19 protein-coding genes are annotated in these 15,036 nt (G+C 70.4%); 9 read left to right on the forward strand and 10 right to left on the reverse strand.

Annotation, left to right across the window (positions count from 1 at the left end; all coding sequences use genetic code 11):
* Window positions 1–16 precede the first annotated feature (16 nt).
* The 3 genes from AB0I15_RS23455 to AB0I15_RS23465 all read left to right on the forward strand — a co-directional run bounded on the left by AB0I15_RS23455 (window position 17) and on the right by AB0I15_RS23465 (window position 2,060).
* A complete protein-coding gene (locus tag AB0I15_RS23455; protein ID WP_358099088.1) occupies window positions 17–1,360 on the forward strand; it encodes a hypothetical protein in 1,344 nt (447 codons plus the stop codon).
* A gap of 83 nt (window positions 1,361–1,443) precedes the next feature.
* Complete coding sequence (locus tag AB0I15_RS23460) at window positions 1,444–1,794, forward strand: winged helix-turn-helix domain-containing protein (protein ID WP_358099091.1); 351 nt, start codon at window positions 1,444–1,446, stop codon at window positions 1,792–1,794.
* Window positions 1,794–2,060, forward strand: a complete 267-nt coding sequence (locus tag AB0I15_RS23465) for a hypothetical protein (RefSeq protein WP_358099093.1) — start codon at window positions 1,794–1,796, stop codon at window positions 2,058–2,060. The genes AB0I15_RS23460 and AB0I15_RS23465 overlap by 1 nt, the downstream gene beginning before the upstream one ends.
* On the opposite strand, the gene AB0I15_RS23470 is transcribed toward AB0I15_RS23465, so the two are convergent.
* The 5 genes from AB0I15_RS23470 to AB0I15_RS23490 form a co-directional block, all read right to left on the reverse strand.
* Window positions 2,044–2,499: a protein-tyrosine phosphatase family protein gene (locus AB0I15_RS23470; RefSeq protein ID WP_358099096.1), complete on the reverse strand. Its 456-nt coding sequence runs from the start codon at window positions 2,497–2,499 to the stop codon at window positions 2,044–2,046. The two genes, AB0I15_RS23465 and AB0I15_RS23470, sit on opposite strands and share 17 nt — an antisense overlap.
* Before the next feature lie 57 nt (window positions 2,500–2,556).
* Window positions 2,557–3,051, reverse strand: coding sequence for a DUF6653 family protein (locus AB0I15_RS23475; protein WP_358099099.1), 495 nt, complete (start codon window positions 3,049–3,051; stop codon window positions 2,557–2,559).
* A complete protein-coding gene (locus AB0I15_RS23480) occupies window positions 3,048–3,644 on the reverse strand; it encodes a TetR/AcrR family transcriptional regulator (RefSeq protein ID WP_358099102.1) in 597 nt (198 codons plus the stop codon). Before AB0I15_RS23480 ends, AB0I15_RS23475 begins: the two co-directional genes overlap by 4 nt.
* Before the next feature lie 32 nt (window positions 3,645–3,676).
* Window positions 3,677–4,258, reverse strand: a complete 582-nt coding sequence (locus AB0I15_RS23485) for a cadmium resistance transporter (protein WP_358099105.1) — start codon at window positions 4,256–4,258, stop codon at window positions 3,677–3,679.
* A 445-nt stretch (window positions 4,259–4,703) separates the two neighbouring features.
* Complete coding sequence (locus AB0I15_RS23490; RefSeq protein ID WP_358099108.1) at window positions 4,704–5,327, reverse strand: NAD(P)H-binding protein; 624 nt, start codon at window positions 5,325–5,327, stop codon at window positions 4,704–4,706.
* A 98-nt stretch (window positions 5,328–5,425) separates the two neighbouring features.
* Here AB0I15_RS23490 and AB0I15_RS23495 point away from each other — a divergent pair, with 98 nt between their 5' ends.
* Window positions 5,426–6,013, forward strand: a complete 588-nt coding sequence (locus AB0I15_RS23495) for a TetR/AcrR family transcriptional regulator (protein WP_358099111.1) — start codon at window positions 5,426–5,428, stop codon at window positions 6,011–6,013.
* Here the strand turns inward: AB0I15_RS23495 and AB0I15_RS23500 are convergent.
* On the reverse strand, window positions 6,003–6,455 hold the full coding sequence (locus AB0I15_RS23500; protein ID WP_358099114.1) for an Lrp/AsnC family transcriptional regulator: 453 nt from the start codon (window positions 6,453–6,455) through the stop codon (window positions 6,003–6,005). The genes AB0I15_RS23495 and AB0I15_RS23500 overlap by 11 nt on opposite strands.
* A gap of 62 nt (window positions 6,456–6,517) precedes the next feature.
* Here AB0I15_RS23500 and AB0I15_RS23505 point away from each other — a divergent pair, with 62 nt between their 5' ends.
* From AB0I15_RS23505 to katG, 5 genes are all read left to right on the forward strand, one after another.
* Window positions 6,518–7,330, forward strand: a complete 813-nt coding sequence (locus tag AB0I15_RS23505) for an AzlC family ABC transporter permease (protein WP_358099117.1) — start codon at window positions 6,518–6,520, stop codon at window positions 7,328–7,330.
* An 8-nt stretch (window positions 7,331–7,338) separates the two neighbouring features.
* Window positions 7,339–7,668 (forward strand): AzlD domain-containing protein, encoded by a 330-nt coding sequence (locus AB0I15_RS23510; protein WP_358099120.1) that lies wholly within the window; start codon window positions 7,339–7,341, stop codon window positions 7,666–7,668.
* Between the two features lie 86 nt (window positions 7,669–7,754).
* A complete protein-coding gene (locus tag AB0I15_RS23515) occupies window positions 7,755–8,075 on the forward strand; it encodes a hypothetical protein (protein WP_358099122.1) in 321 nt (106 codons plus the stop codon).
* A 67-nt stretch (window positions 8,076–8,142) separates the two neighbouring features.
* Window positions 8,143–8,574 carry a Fur family transcriptional regulator gene (locus tag AB0I15_RS23520; protein ID WP_358099125.1) on the forward strand — a complete coding sequence of 144 codons (432 nt, stop codon included), beginning with the start codon at window positions 8,143–8,145 and terminating at the stop codon, window positions 8,572–8,574.
* 24 nt (window positions 8,575–8,598) lie between these two features.
* On the forward strand, window positions 8,599–10,830 hold the full coding sequence (gene katG, locus AB0I15_RS23525) for a catalase/peroxidase HPI (protein WP_358099128.1): 2,232 nt from the start codon (window positions 8,599–8,601) through the stop codon (window positions 10,828–10,830).
* An 80-nt stretch (window positions 10,831–10,910) separates the two neighbouring features.
* Here the strand turns inward: katG and AB0I15_RS23530 are convergent, their stop codons facing one another.
* From AB0I15_RS23530 to AB0I15_RS23545, 4 genes are read right to left on the reverse strand one after another with little or no spacing between them, the layout of a single operon-like run.
* On the reverse strand, window positions 10,911–11,510 hold the full coding sequence (locus tag AB0I15_RS23530) for an ATP/GTP-binding protein (RefSeq protein WP_358099131.1): 600 nt from the start codon (window positions 11,508–11,510) through the stop codon (window positions 10,911–10,913).
* On the reverse strand, window positions 11,491–11,892 hold the full coding sequence (locus AB0I15_RS23535) for a DUF742 domain-containing protein (RefSeq protein ID WP_358099134.1): 402 nt from the start codon (window positions 11,890–11,892) through the stop codon (window positions 11,491–11,493). The genes AB0I15_RS23530 and AB0I15_RS23535 overlap by 20 nt, the downstream gene beginning before the upstream one ends.
* Window positions 11,889–12,320 (reverse strand): roadblock/LC7 domain-containing protein, encoded by a 432-nt coding sequence (locus tag AB0I15_RS23540; RefSeq protein ID WP_358099137.1) that lies wholly within the window; start codon window positions 12,318–12,320, stop codon window positions 11,889–11,891. Before AB0I15_RS23540 ends, AB0I15_RS23535 begins: the two co-directional genes overlap by 4 nt.
* Window positions 12,317–14,740 carry a nitrate- and nitrite sensing domain-containing protein gene (locus AB0I15_RS23545; protein ID WP_358099140.1) on the reverse strand — a complete coding sequence of 808 codons (2,424 nt, stop codon included), beginning with the start codon at window positions 14,738–14,740 and terminating at the stop codon, window positions 12,317–12,319. The genes AB0I15_RS23540 and AB0I15_RS23545 overlap by 4 nt, the downstream gene beginning before the upstream one ends.
* Between the last annotated feature and the right edge of the window lie 296 nt (window positions 14,741–15,036).

Raw genomic sequence — 15,036 nt, forward strand, 5'->3', positions numbered from 1 at the left:
ACGAGGAAGCGGATTCATGCTGGCCCATCGCGCACTGGTCATCGCCATGTTGCCCGCGATCGGGCTGCGGGTCCTCACCATGCTCGGCTTCCCGCCGGCCATCCTGTTCTACGGCGACTCCTTCGCCTTCCTGCGCGAGGAGCTGACACCGGGAACGGCCAGGCCGTCCGGCTACTCCCTGCTCCTGGCGCTGCTGCGGCCCGCCCACAGCCTCGCGCTGGTGACGGTGCTGCAACACCTGCTGGGGCTGGCGCTCGCGGTCGCCGTCTACGCCCTGCTGCGGCGCCGCGGCCTGCCCGGCTGGGGCGCCACGCTGCTGGTCACCCCGCTGCTGTACGACGAGTTCCTGCTGCTGCTCGAGCACATGATCATGGCCGACGCGATCTTCATCGTCCTGGTCACGGTCGCCGTCACGCTCCTCGTCTGGCGGGTCACCCCGGCCACGGCCGCCATCGGCGGAGCGCTGCTCGGCCTGGCCGGGATCACCAGGACGATCGGCCTGCCGCTGCTGCTCCTGATCGCCGCCTACCTGCTGATCAGGCGCTACGGCTGGCGCCCGCTGGTGGCGCTGCTGGTGGCCGGGGCGATTCCGTTGGGCGCGTACGCCACCTGGATGAAAGTGGAGAAGGACAAGTTCGGGTTCACCGAGGCCGACGGGAACTTCCTGTGGTCCAGGACCATGAGCTTCGCCGACTGCGGGGTGATCAAACCACCCGAACGGCTGGCGGTCCTCTGCCCGACCATGCCGGTGGAGCAGCGGCCGTATCCGCCGCACTGGTTGTGGGAGAGCTTCTCGCCGCTGCTCAAGGTGCCCGGCACGGCCAACCGCAACCAGCTCGCCGGGGAGTTCGCCAGGCAGGCCATCCTCGCCCAGCCGGGCGAATATCTGGGCGCGGTCGCGACCGACCTGACGCAGTTGCTGCGCTGGGAGCGTACGGCGGTGGACGAGAAGACGCCGTACAAGTTCCCGGCCGCCGAAAGGCCCCTGAGCGAGTCGGTACGCGACGTCGCCGAGTCCTACGAAGGCGGCCCGGCCGCCACACGGGTGGTGGAGCCGTTCGCCGGGTGGCTGCGGGCGTACCAGCGGTTCGGCTATGTGCCGTTCCCGCTGCTCGCGCTGGCCCTGGGCGGGGCCCTCGTGGCCGCGCTGGTCAGGCGACGGTGGGACGCGCTGCTGCCCGGCCTCGTCGCGCTCGCGCTGGTCGTGTCGCCGCCGTTCCTCGCCGCCTTCGACGTGCGCTACGTGATCCCGGCCATCCCGCTCGTCTGCCTGGCCGTGGGGCTGACCCTCGGCACCGCGACGCCGTTCAGAGGCGCCCGGAGCGCCGGCAGGCAGCGGGAACCGCTCAACGTGGCCTAGGGTCCAGTGAGCCGATCATTGCCGGTGCTCGGCGCTTAATGTTACGGTTTCATGTGTAAAAGGAAGCTTACAGGTGAGACGTTATGACGGTGGCCGGGCCGACGGGTGACGACCTGGTCGAGATGCTGGCGGCCCTGGCCAACCCGCTGCGGCTGCGTATCGTGGCGGAGCTGGCGGGCGGTCGCGACTACGTGAGCCATCTGGCCCGCGTGATAGGCGTGAGCCGTCCCCTTCTTCACATGCACCTGCGCAAGCTGGAGTCGGCCGGCCTGATCACCGGCAGCCTGGAGCTGTCCGATGACGGCAAGGCCATGAAGTACTACGAGGTCACAAACTTCAGCCTGCACCTGACCGCCTCGGCCGTGGCCGAGGCGGCGAAGACCCTCAGCAGGCCGGACCCGGAGGAGGGTCCTGGATCCAAGGAGCGCTCCTGATGGCAATGTCCTGGCCCGAGGTGATCTTCTACCTTGGCGTGCTGGTGCTGGTCACCTTCCTGATCAGCGTGGTGATCGTGGGGGTGTTCGACAACCGCAAGGCCAGGCTGCAGGCCGATCAGGCCGAGGACCTGCGCCGGCTCGTCCGCCGGTTCGAGCAGCTCGCCGAGAACACCATGGACGCCCAGCAGCGCGTGGCCGCCGACGTGGCGGAGTTACGGGCGCGGACGGTGTCGATCGAGCAGATTCTCAAGACCGTCGAGTAGCCGGCCCTTCGCGCTCGAACCAGGCGATGAAGCGGCGTTGCCAGGGGGTTTCGACGGCCTGCTTGGCGTAGTGCTCGCGTACGTAGGCGATCGCCTGGTCGGCGGGCACCCCGTCGAGCACGGCCAGGCAGGCCAGCGCGGTGCCGGTGCGCCCGCGCCCGCCGCCGCAGGCCACCTCGACCCGCTCGGTCGCGGCCCGCTCCCACGCCTCGCGCATGGCCTCGACGGCCTCCCGCCGGTCGGACGGAAGCCAGAAGTCAGGCCATCGCACCCATCGGTGCTCCCACTCGACGGGCGGGGGACGGCGGCCGAGCAGGTAGAGGGCGAAGGCGGGATGCGGGCCCGGCGGAAGCGGATGTCTCAGGCCCCGGCCGCGGACGAGGCGGCCCGAGGGCAGGCTCAGCACCCCTGCGGCGGTGGGCTCCCAGGTTGCGGTCATGGCCGGAGCCTAGTTCGGGGGCTGCCGGGGTGGACGAAGGTTCCGCTTTGGGCTGACCTACGGCCGGCTCGCCGAGTCGCCGGCCGTGTGCGCCAGGTAGAGCTGGCCGAGCCGGTCGATGCGCCAGAGCTGGCCCACGACGATCAGGGTGGCGCCGAACACGGTCGGCCAGATCTCCAGCGCGACCAGACCCCAGCCCAGCAGCGCGAACCCGGCCGTCCCCACCGCGATGAGCAACCGCTGCACCTTGCGGTGGTCGCCGGTGACCAGGGACCGGTCGTGCAGCCACAGCTTCTCGCCGTAGATGCCCCTGGCCGACCAGCTCTCGGGCCGCTCCACGGCCGGGAAGACGTGCGGGTTGAGCGCCAGCCAGGCCACGACCAGCCCCACCGGGACCAGCGCCCACCAGCCGATCCACTCCCTGCTCCAGATCGCCACGATCATCAGCGGGATGGCGGCGAACCTGGTCCAGACGCTCCAGGGGTTGGCGTGGCGCTTCCAGGCCTCGTCGGACATGCCGACGGCGCCCGCGTACCGTTTCAGGACACTCATGCGATCAGCCCTCTCGCCAGCGCGTTGACGGTGGCCTCGACCACCTGCTCGTGGTCGGGCCCGAACCTGTCGCGGTTGAGCACCAGCAGCCCCGCCGTACGCAGCACGCCGACCAGCACCTCCGGCGCGACGCCGGCCACGATCACGCCGTCGGCCTGACCCTGGGCCAGATAATCGACCAGCGGGGTGAGCAGGTGCGGCGTGACGCGGGCGACCTCCTCGGCCCCCACCCTGCGCGCCACCGCCTCCAGCTCGCCGGGGTGGGTGAGCAGCCGCCGGTAGAACGGGTCGGTGGTGAGCACCTCGATCATGCTCCGCATCAGCCCGGCCAGCGCCTCCGCGCTCGGCGGCCGGTCGAGCGCGGCGGCCAGCAGCTTGCCCATGAGGGGCGCCCTGCGGACCATGACCTCCTTGTACAGCTCCTCCTTGGACTCGAAGAACGCGTAGAAGCTGCCCTTGGCGATGCCCGCCGGGGCGACCAGCTCGTCGAGCGAGGTCTTCTTCAGCCCCTGGGCGGCGAAGAGCTCTTCGCCGGTCGCGAGCAGGGAGGCGGTGATGCGGTCCCGGTCGTCCGCCGTGAACGCGACGGCCATGCTCTATCCCTATGACTCGATCGTATATTGAGTCATAGCCTAGCACCGCCCTCGAGGAGGATGAGGAGGCCCAGGCCGATGAGCACGACGGGGAGCAGGACGTGGCCCCACCGGCTGAGGGCCCTGGCGATCAGCGGGCGGGTCGCGAAATACCTGCCCGCCAGGCACCAGACGGCGACCAGGACGAGGAAGACGCCCACGTAGACGGCCACGTGGGCCAGGCCGCCCGACGTGGCGAAGACCGGCACGTAGACGCCGATGTTGTCACCGCCGTTGGCGAAGGTGACGGCGGCGACCTCCAGCGCCCCGGGCCCGCCCGGGGACCTCGGCTCCTCCTCCCTTGCCTCGTCTCGGCGCCTGAGCGCCCAGGCGGCCTTGAGGCCCAGGGCCAGGGGGAGCAGGCCGAGCCACGGCAGGACGGAGGCGGGCAGGAACGTGGCGCCCAGGGTGGCGGCGATGGCGACGGCGAGGATGGCGACGAAGCCCAGGTACTGGCCCAGGACGATCCTGACGCCGTTCTTCGCCTGGGCGAAGAACAGGGCCAGGATCACGAGGTCGTCGATGTTGGTGACGGCGAACAGGGCGGCGGCCTGGCCGATGATGCCGGCGTTCACCGGGGGTCCTGCCGCCGTGCGTCGTTCCCGCCCGTGCGCGGAGCCTCGCCTCGTGCCACGAGATCGTCCTCCATGCCGTCCCTTCCGGTCCTGCCGCCGCGACAGACCTTGTCAGGGTTTGACGCGGGTGGGAAGCCGGTGGACGACGAGGTCGGTGACGAGGGCGCCGCCGGCCAGCCGCCGGTTGACGTCGGTGTCCAGGTCCTCGCCGAGCGGGGGCAGGGACGTCGTTGGTGCCGATCAGGATGGTGACCGCGGCCGGCCGGAGCGCCACGGTGTCGGCTTCGACGCTGTCACCGGCCGCGACGACGCGCGGGCGTCCGGGTCGCCGGGCACGGGCGGCGGGCGGCGCGTTGTCGGGCCGGCGCAGGAAGGCCGGATACGCGACGAGACCCAGCGCGCCGAGCGCGAGGCAGAGGAGGGCCGCGATCAGTGTCCCCACGGTTCAGTACCCCAGCGCGATGCTGTGGCCGATGGTGGCCGGGTCGTCCAGGGCGGCGAGCGTCGCGTGAGCCAGGTCGGCGCGGCCGATCGTGATGCCGCCCCGGACGTTGCGGTCGACGGCGGTCCGGTACGCGCGGCGCGCACCGTCGGTGAGCCGCGGCGGCCGCATGATCGTCCAGTCGAGCCCGCTGCCCCGGACGGCCTCGTCGGTACGGGCGAAGTCGGCGAACCCCTCCCGGAGCAGCCGTCGCAGCAGCGGCTTGACCACGGCCCGGTTGAGCAGGTCGTCCCCCTCGTCCACGACGTGGCCGGCGGCCGTGACGACGATCAGGCGGTGCGGGCCGGCGACGGCGTGCATGGCGGCGATGATCGACCGCGCCCCCTCGGCGCAGACGGATCCGGCGCCCCGGCCGCGCGGCCCCAGGGCCGAGAGCACGGCGTCCCGGCCGTCCAGGCTCTCCTCGATCGCCTCGGGGTCCATCACGTCGGCGACCACCTGCTCGAGCCCGTCCGTCTCGGGCACCCGCCGCCGGACCACCGCGGTCACGGAGTGCCCGGCCGCGAGGGCCTGCTCCACGAGATGCCGCCCGGTCCCGCCGGTCGCGCCGAACACGGTGATGTCCATCTACACTCCCCAGGGTGAGTAAACGCTCGTTAACGATGCGAAGGTTAGTGAGCGCTTACTAACCACGTCAAGCGAGAGACTCTCAGGAGAGGCGGGCAATGGGCACCAGGGACGTGATCCTCGACGCGACGGCCAAGGTCATGGCCGAGCAGGGCCTGGCCAACGTGACCATCCGGCGGATCGCGCGGGCCGCCGGATTCACGGAGGCGGCCCTGTACAAACACTTCAGCAGCAAGGCCGACCTGCTGGTGGCGGTGATCCGCGAACGCTCACCCGGCTTCACCCAACTGGCCCAGGCGTTGCGGGGCGGCGGGGACCTGATGGACGACCTCACAGCGGTGGCCCGGGCCGCCATCGACTTCTACCGCGCGGGGTTCCCCATGTTCGCGTCGATGTTCGCCGACCCCGACACCCTGGACTCGCACAAGGAGGAGCTCCGGCAGCAGGGCGCGGGCCCGCACAAGGCCAACGAGGTGGTCGCCGCCTTCCTGCGCGCCGCGCAGCGGTCGGGCCGGTTGTCGAAGGAGGCGGACGTGGATGCCGCCGCCGGACTCCTGCTCGGCGCCTGCTTCCAGCACGCGTTCCTCGGCCACATGGCGACGCCGGGGCAGCGCGACGACGGGGAGGCGGCGGCGGCGTTCGCCCGTACGCTGCTCGAACCTCTGGTCGCCGGGGTCAGTCCTTGATGCGTTTCATGGTGAGGTGCGAGTCCACGCGGGACACCGCGCGCAGCGGCAGGATGCGCTCGCTGAGAAACTTCTCGTACGCGATCTGGTCGGCGACCGCCACCCGCATGTAGTAGTCGGGCCGCCCGAACATCCGCCGGAACTCCACGACCTCGTCCATCGCCGCCACCCGGGACTCGAAGTCCTCCACGGTCTGCAGGTTGTTGACCGCGATCTCCACCGACATGACCACTTCGAGCGAGCGCCCCAGCGCCTCGGGAGAGATCTGCGCCCGGTATCCGGCGATCACGCCGGCGTCCTCCAGCCGCTTGACCCGGCGCAGACACGGCGGCGGCGTCAGCCCGACCCGCCGGGCCAGCTCGACGTTCGACAGTCGCCCGTCCTGAGCCAGATGAAACAATATTTCGCGATCAATGTAGTCAAGGCTGATTTCATTGCTCATTGGCCTCACCATCGCTAACGCAGAGAAATCATATTATGCGATATACGCACTAAAATTGCTCCATGCGTGCGATACGAGCAAGGGGCAGGTCGCGGGACTTCGCGGCGGCGGTGGCCGACACCGCCTCGGTGGGGTTGAGCCTGTTCCCCCTCGGGATCAGCTTCGGCGTCCTGGTGGTGCACAGCGGGCTGGACTGGTGGTGGGCGACGGTGTTCACCGCCGTGATCTACGCCGGGTCGCTGGAGTTCCTGCTGCTCGGCCTGGTCGCCTCGGTGACGCCGCTGGGTCAGATCGCCGTGACGGCGCTGCTGGTGAACATCCGGCACCTGTTCTACGCGCTGTCCTTCCCGCTGCGCCAGGTCCGCCCGCTCGGCCGCGTCTACGCCACGTTCGCCCTCACCGACGAGGCGTACGCCCTGACCGCCGGCGGGCGCGCCCGCTCCTGGAGCAGCGCCCGCATCCTGTGGATGCAGGTGCTGTGCCAGGGCTACTGGGTCGGCGGCGCCACCGTCGGCGCGCTCGCCGGGTCATTGATCCCGCTCGACCTGCACGGCCTGGACTTCGCCCTGACCGCCCTGTTCGTGGTCCTGACGATCGACGCCTGGCGCGCCCAGCGAGACCTCCCCACCCCGCTGCTGGCCGCCGCCGCCTTCGCCCTCGCCGCGCTCCTGGCCCCTGGCCAGGCCCTGCTGGTGGCGATGGTCCTGTTCACCACCGGCCTGCTCATCCGGTACGCCCTGCGCCGCCGCGCCACCCCCACCCCGCCCGACGACCCCGGCCGTCCCATGCCCACCACGACCGCCCTGACCACGACCGCCCTGACCACGCTCACCACGACCGCGCTCACCACGACCGCTTCGGCTCGCGAAGGCTAGAACCGCACATGCCCACCCCGCTCTACCTGGCCGCCGCCGTGGCCGTCAGCACCGCGATCACGTGGGGCCTGCGCGCCCTGCCCTTCGCCGTCCTCACCCCGCTGCGCCGCTCGGCCGTGCTGCAGTACCTCGCCGTCCAGATGCCCACGGGGATCATGCTGATCCTGGCCGCCTACACCCTGTACGAGGCCCGCCCCACCACCTGGACGACCGTCGTCCCCACCCTGCCGGCCCTGGCCGTCGCGATCGGGCTGCACCTGAAGACCCGGAACGCGGTGATCAGCGTGCTGGGCGCGACGGCCGTACACGTGCTGCTGTCGACCCTCCTGCAGCCCTAAGGCCGCTCAGCGCGGTCGGCGGGGAGCCGCTGTGAAGGGGCGGTCGAACGCTGTACGCGTGCCCGCCGAAGTGGCACCCTGAGGCCGTGCGCGTCACCGGGTGGAACAACGGCAGCCATCGCGCCGACGGGTCCGGCTACGGGCTGCGGATCTCCAAGGCGGACCGGGATCGGTTCTTCGACCGCGATCGGCACAGCCTGATCCTGGAATTGGGAAATGATGAGAGCGTCGTGGTCTCCGTCGCACCCTCCTTCTGGGCAGGCTGTACAGAGCTCCGGAGTGCGCGCATCGGCCGCTGGCTCATCGGTCAGGGCCTGGCTCCGTGGCCCGCGGGACAGCCGCCGGTGCTGGTGATGGAGCAGGTGGAAGCGGGCAGGTTCGCTGTCCGGATCTTGGGCGTTGCCTGACGAAGTCCAACACTTGGGTTGTTCGTTATCTTGTATCGTTCATGTTTATGACGCTAAGTTTGGCGGCATGACCGCATCCAGGACTCCGACCACCGCCGAGGAGCTGCGCGGTGCGGGCCTGCGGGTGACCGCCGCTCGCGTCGCACTGCTCGAGACCGTCCGGCATGGTGACCACCTCGGCGTGGAGGAGCTCGCCTCCGGGGTGCGCGATCGCGTGGGGCACATCTCGCTCCAAGCCGTGTACGAGGCCCTCCACGCCTTGACCGCGGCCGGGCTCGTACGCCGCATCGAGCCGGCGGGCAGCCCGGCACGGTTCGAAGGGCGGGTGGGCGACAACCACCACCACATCGTGTGCCGATCGTGCGGCGCGGTCGCCGACGTCGACTGCGTGGTCGGCCATGCTCCGTGCCTGCACGCGTCCAATGATCACGGCTTCTCGATCGACGAGGCCGAGGTCATCTTCTGGGGCCGATGCCCCGATTGTTCAAGCAGCACCTGACTCGCCACATCCGGAAGGATTCCCATGTCTGAGAACCATGATGCAATCGTCACGGACCCGAAGCCGGAGAGTGAAGGCGGCTGCCCGGTCGCGCACGAGCGCGCCCCGCACCCGACTCAGGGTGGCGGGAACCGGCAGTGGTGGCCGGAGCGGCTCAACCTGAGGATCCTCGCCAAGAATCCGCCCGTCACCAACCCTCTCGGCGAGGAGTTCGACTACGCGGAGGCGTTCAAGACCCTCGACCTGCCCGCCGTCAAGCAGGACATCCTCGAGGTGCTGACCACCTCGCAGGACTGGTGGCCGGCCGACTTCGGCCACTACGGCCCGTTCATGATCCGGATGGCGTGGCACAGCGCGGGCACGTACCGGATCAGCGACGGCCGCGGCGGCGCCGGTGCGGGCCAGCAGCGTTTCGCCCCCCTCAACAGCTGGCCGGACAACGGCAACCTCGACAAGGCCCGCCGCCTGCTGTGGCCGGTCAAGAAGAAGTACGGCCAGAAGATCTCGTGGGCCGACCTCATGATCCTCACCGGCAACGTCGCCCTGGAGTCCATGGGCTTCAAGACCTTCGGCTTCGCCGGCGGTCGCGCGGACGTCTGGGAGCCCGACGAGGACGTCTACTGGGGCCCCGAGACCACCTGGCTCGACGACCAGCGCTACACCGGCGACCGGGAGCTGGAGAACCCGCTGGGCGCGGTCCAGATGGGCCTCATCTACGTCAACCCGGAGGGCCCGAACGGCAACCCCGACCCGCTCGCCGCGGCCCGCGACATCCGTGAGACGTTCCGCCGGATGGCGATGAACGACGAGGAGACGGCCGCCCTGATCGTCGGCGGTCACACCTTCGGCAAGACCCACGGCGCGGGCCCGTCGGAGCACGTCGGCCCCGACCCCGAGGCCGCCCCGATCGAGGCGCAGGGCCTCGGCTGGAGCAACACGTTCGGCACCGGCAAGGGTGGCGACACGATCACCAGCGGTCTCGAGGGCATCTGGACGAACACCCCGATCACGTGGGACAACAGCTTCCTCGAGATCCTGTACGGCTACGAGTGGGAGCTGTTCAAGAGCCCCGCCGGCGCGCACCAGTGGAAGCCGAAGGAGGGCGCGGGGGCGGGCACCGTACCCGACGCCCACGACGCGTCGAAGACCCACGCCCCGACGATGCTGACGACCGACCTCGCGCTCCGCGTCGACCCGATCTACGAGCAGATCACGCGGCGCTGGCTCGAGAACCCCGACGCGCTCGCCGACGCCTTCGCCAAGGCGTGGTACAAGCTGACCCACCGCGACATGGGCCCGATCGTGCGCTACCTCGGCTCGGAGGTCCCGGCCGAGACGCTGCTGTGGCAGGACCCCCTCCCGGCGCTGACGCACGAGCTCGTCGACGCCGGCGACGTCGCCGCGCTCAAGGCCCAGGTGCTCGCCTCCGGCCTGTCGGTGTCCGAGCTGGTGTCCGCCGCCTGGGCGTCGGCCTCGTCCTTCCGTGGCAGCGACAAGCGCGGCGGCGCCAACGGCGCGCGCATCCGTCTCCAGCCGCAGATCGGCTGGGAGGCCAACGACCCCGACCGGCTGGCGACGGCGCTGGGCACCCTGGAGGGCATCCAGAAGTCCTTCAACGGCACCCAGAACGGCGGCAAGCAGATCTCGCTCGCCGACCTGATCGTGCTCGCCGGCGCCGCGGGCGTCGAGCAGGCCGCCAGGAACGCCGGCTACACCGTCGAGGTCCCCTTCACGCCGGGCCGCGTGGACGCCTCGCAGGAGCAGACCGACGTCGAGTCGTTCGCCGCGCTCGAGCCGACGTCCGACGGGTTCCGCAACTACCTCGGGAAGGGCAACCGGCTGCCGGCCGAATACCTGCTGATCGACCGGGCGAACCTGCTCACGCTCAGCGCCCCCGAGATGACGGTCCTCGTCGGCGGCCTGCGCGTCCTGGGCGCCAACTCCCAGCAGACGCAGGTCGGCGTCCTCACCTCGACCCCCGGCTCGCTGACCAACGACTTCTTCGTCAACCTGCTCGACCTGGGCACGGAGTGGAAGGCGACGTCCGAGGACCAGAACACGTTCGAGGCCCGCGACGCCGTCACGGGCGCGGTCAAGTGGACGGGCAGCCGCGTCGACCTCGTCTTCGGCGCGAACTCCGAGCTGCGGGCGCTCGCCGAGGTGTACGCGAGCGACGACGCGAAGGAGAAGTTCGTCAAGGACTTCGTCGCGGCGTGGGACAAGGTCATGAACCTCGACCGGTTCGACCTCGTCTGATCCCTCTCGTTCGAATCTGACGTCCAGGCCGGCCCGCTCGGGTCAGGAGAGCCGGCCGGCCTGCCGGCAGGAGCACCGCATCACGCCACGGGCGACGGTGCGGTGCGGGTCTGGGCGGCCATCAGGTGGTCGATGAGCGCCAGCAGCACGTCGCGGGCCGCCTTGCGGTCGCGGGCGTCGCAGAGCACCAGCGGGACCTGCGGATCGAGGTCGAGCGCCTTGCGGATCTCCTCCTGCGTCCGGTCCTTGACGCCGTGGAAGCAGTTGACGCCGACCACGAAGGGGATGCGGCGGCTCTCGAAGAAGTCGATCGAGGCGAAGCTGACGTCCAGCCGGCGGGTGTCGACCAGGACGACCGCGCCCATGGCGCCGTTGACGAGGTCGTTCCACATGAACCAGAAGCGTTCCTGGCCGGGGGTGCCGAACAGGTAGAGCACGATCTCGCTGTTGATCGTGATGCGGCCGAAGTCCAGCGCGACGGTGGTCGTGGACTTGCCGCTCACCCCTTCCAGGTCGTCGACGCCGACGCTGGCATGGGTCAGGTACTCCTCCGTACGCAGGGGGGCGACCTCGCTCACCGCGCCCACCATGGTCGTCTTCCCGACGCCGAAACCACCGGCGATCAGGATCTTCACTGCCAGGGGAGCGGCGTCCCCTTGGTCAGAGCTTGCGTAGCCCATCCCTCACCGCCTCAAGGATTGTCATGTCGGGCCTACCGCCGCCCGCCTGCGCGAAGGCCAGGGGTGGCCGGGCCCGCATCTGACCGGTCTCGATCAGGTCGCCGATGAGGATCTTGGTCACGGAGACCGGCAGGTTCACCGCGGAGGCGACCTCGGCCACCGCCAGGGGCCGCTTGCACAGGGCCAGGATCGTACGGTGCTCCGGCTGCATTCTCCTCAGCCCGCGCCGGGTCTCCGCCGAGACCCGGGAGATCGCCGTCACCAGGGTGATCAGCGTGAGGTCGTCCATCTCGGGCGTGGTGCGGCCACCGGTGATCGTGTAAGGACGGACAAGGGACTCGTCGGCGTCATCGTCGTCGAACCCCTCCGTCCAGTGCTTCATCCGTGTCTCCCCACATCATCGGGGCGCGGGTTACGCGTGTCGGTGCCCAGCTTCAGGCCGACCTGCTGGATGAGGGTGTGCATCGCGACGGTCATCAGCTCGGCGTCGACCTCCTGGGAGGCGACCACGGCCAGGTGCGAGCCCCGGCCCGCGGCGGTGATGAACAGCCACAGATCGGCCATCTCGATGATGACCTGGTGGACCGGGCCGCCGCTGAAGAGCTGCCCGACACCGCGGGCCAGGCTCTGCTGGCCGGTGGCGATCGCCGCGAGGCGCTCGGCGTCCGCGCGCTCGATCGTGCGGGAGCGGCTGATCACCAGGCCGTCGTCGGAGAGCACGATGGCGTGCCGAGTGCCCGCGACCTGATCGACCAGGGCGTCCAGGAGCCAGTTCAGGTCGATGTTGGTGGCGGTGGTTCGCTGCGTCATCTTGGTTCTTCCGTCGTAGGGGAACCGGGCTCGGCGGATCCGTCCGGCCCGGGCTGGGAGGCGTCGTCGCCGGCCCGGCGCCTGCGAGACTGCCTCTGGAACGCACCGATCGTGGCACTGGATCGGGTGGGCTGGTCACGTACGGCCCAGATCTCCTGGTCGGCTTGTTCGTCCCGGTCCACCGGAGCCTGGAGCTCGGTGACCAGACTGGCCTGGCGCACCCGCTGCGGCAGCGGTGGCCGGCCGGACGACGATGGTGGGTCGTCCTGGTCCGGCGATCCGGCGGATGCTGTCACGTGTGCCATCGCGCGCCCCCTGGAGCGTGTCGGCAACTCCCCGTCCTCTTGGGCCGGGCGGGGATCGACGGTACGTACCTGCGGATCGGTGGCCTCCTCCGGGAGGGCGACGGGCTCGGGTTCCGTACGGGGCGGCTCCACCGCCAGCGACTCCGGGAGCAGCACGACGACACGGGTGCCGCCGAAGGCCGACGACCGCAGCTCCACCTTCAGGCCCAGGCTCGCCGAGAGGCGGGCGACCACGTACAGGCCGAGCCGCACGTCGTCGGCGTGGGTCATCACGTCGAGCCGGGGCGGCTTCTGCATCAGGGCGTTGGCGGCGGCGTACTGCTCCGGCTCCATGCCGAGGCCGCGGTCCTCGATCTCCACGGCGATGCCCCGGCTGACCGGCGAGGCCCGTACCTCGACGGGGGTCTGCGGCTTGGAGAAGGTGGTGGCGTTCTCCATGAGCTCGGCCAGGACGTGGACCAGCGGTCCCACGGCGCGCTCGGCCACCCACGGTTCGCCCTCGACGTCGATCGTGATCCGGCGGTAGTCCGCGACCTCGCCCTGCGCGGCGCGCAGCACGTCGAGCAGGTGCACCGGCTTGCGCCAGCGGCGCTGCGGCTGCCCGCCGCCGAGGATCACCAGGTTCTCCTCGTAGCGCCGCAGGCGCGCGGTGAGGTGGTCCAGGTCGAACAGGCCCTCCAGCACCTCGGGGTCCTCGTGCCGGCGTTCGAGCTCGTCCAGCTTCTTCAACTGCAGGCCGATGAGGATCTGGGTGCGGCGGGCGATGCGCTGGAGCATGCGCTGGAAGCCACGGTGCTGCTCGGCCTGCCGTACGGCGGTGAGGACGGCGCTGCGGCTGGCCAGGTTGAGGGCCTGCCCGAGCTCGCCGAGCTCGTCGGGGGTGGGCTCGACCATGCGTACTTCCGCGTCCACGTCGACGTCCTCGCCGCGCTCCAGCCGGGCGACCACCTTGGGCAGCCGCTTCTGGAGCTCCTGGGCCTCCTCGCGCAGGTGCAGGATGCGCCGGCGGAGGATGGCGGTGAGGCGCCAGCTCGTGAAGATCACCAGGGCCACGGCGAGCAGGCCCACGGAGGTGACGCTGAGGAAGACCGTGAAGAGCATGTCGGTGTGGCTGGTGCCGACCTTGGAGACGTTCTCGAGCCGGAGGCGGAGGAGCTGCCGTACCTGCTCGGTGGCGGCCTCCACCGAGGCGCGCCACTCGGCGCCGTCCTGGCGGAGGGTGGCCTGGTTGCTCCCCGACGTGGCCAGCCGCCCTTCCAGGGTGGTCATGGTCTTCCACGCCTTGCCGGTCGTCAGCGTCCGGTACGGGCTCTCGTTGTCCGTGAGGCTGGGGATCACCCGGGCGTGCATCAGGTGCTTCCTGGTGCCGATGGCGTCGGTGACGAGGCCGTACTCCTCCCTCGTCAGGCGGCCCGTCTCCCAGCCGCGCGCCAGGATGGCGTCCTCCCGGCCGATCATGTCGACGACCCAGAAGAGGTCGACCATGATCTGCGCCTTGCTGTTCACCGCGGCATAGTCGGTGTGGCTGAGCGCGGTCATCACGCCGAGGTCGAGCTCGAGGAGGCCGCTGTAGTAGTCGTACGTCGACTGCGGGCCGGAGGTGCCGGCGTCCACCGCCCGGCGCTGCTGGTCGAGGGAGCGCAGGCCGCGGTCGGTCCGGGCGATGGCGTCGGCGAGCCCCTCCTGCGCGTCGCCGGACAGGTCCGTCGTCATCAGGGCGTGGAAGACGGTCGCGGTCTTGTCGGTCGCCGCGCGCTGCTTGGCGAGCTTGTCGCGGGAGGTGCCACGGGAGCCGGACTGCACCTCGGCGGTGAGCCGTCGCTCCTGATCGAGGCTGAAGAACAGGGCGGCCGCCGGCTGGCCGACGGTGGTGGTGGCCAGGTCGAGCTGGGCCTTCTCCCCCCGCCACTGGCCGAAGAGCTGGGACATGCCCGAGGCCAGCAGTGGGGTGAAGGTCAGGCTCGGCACGAACACGACGATGAGCAGCACGGTACGCAGGGGCAGCCGCCGGACGCCGGTCAGCCGCCGCGGCTTGTCGGCTGCCGGTTCCGCTAAGCCGTTCGCGTCGCCCGCGGACTCTGTTCGTCGTCGCCCGACCCTGCCCAATCCAGCCACGTGCAGGACACTCCTCATCGATCGGTGCGCTCTTGACGAAACTCGCCAAGGTAGACGATTTGGTGCCTGATAGTAGCCATCCGGCAGATGACTCGAAAGCCCCCTCGCCGCCGCCCCCTTTTGGATCCTGACCGGCGATCGCATCATGATCGGCCTCATGCAGCAGGGCGTCTCCTGCGAGGTCATCTCGGGACTGATCGACAACGGGTTCGTCGAGGACGCCGACGCGCCGCTGCCGGGCGATCTCACCGAGCCCGAGGCCAGGGTCTGCCTGCTCGGCATCGGCGCCACGGTCT

This window comes from Nonomuraea sp. NPDC050643 (genome assembly GCF_040654715.1).
Classification (GTDB): domain Bacteria; phylum Actinomycetota; class Actinomycetes; order Streptosporangiales; family Streptosporangiaceae; genus Nonomuraea.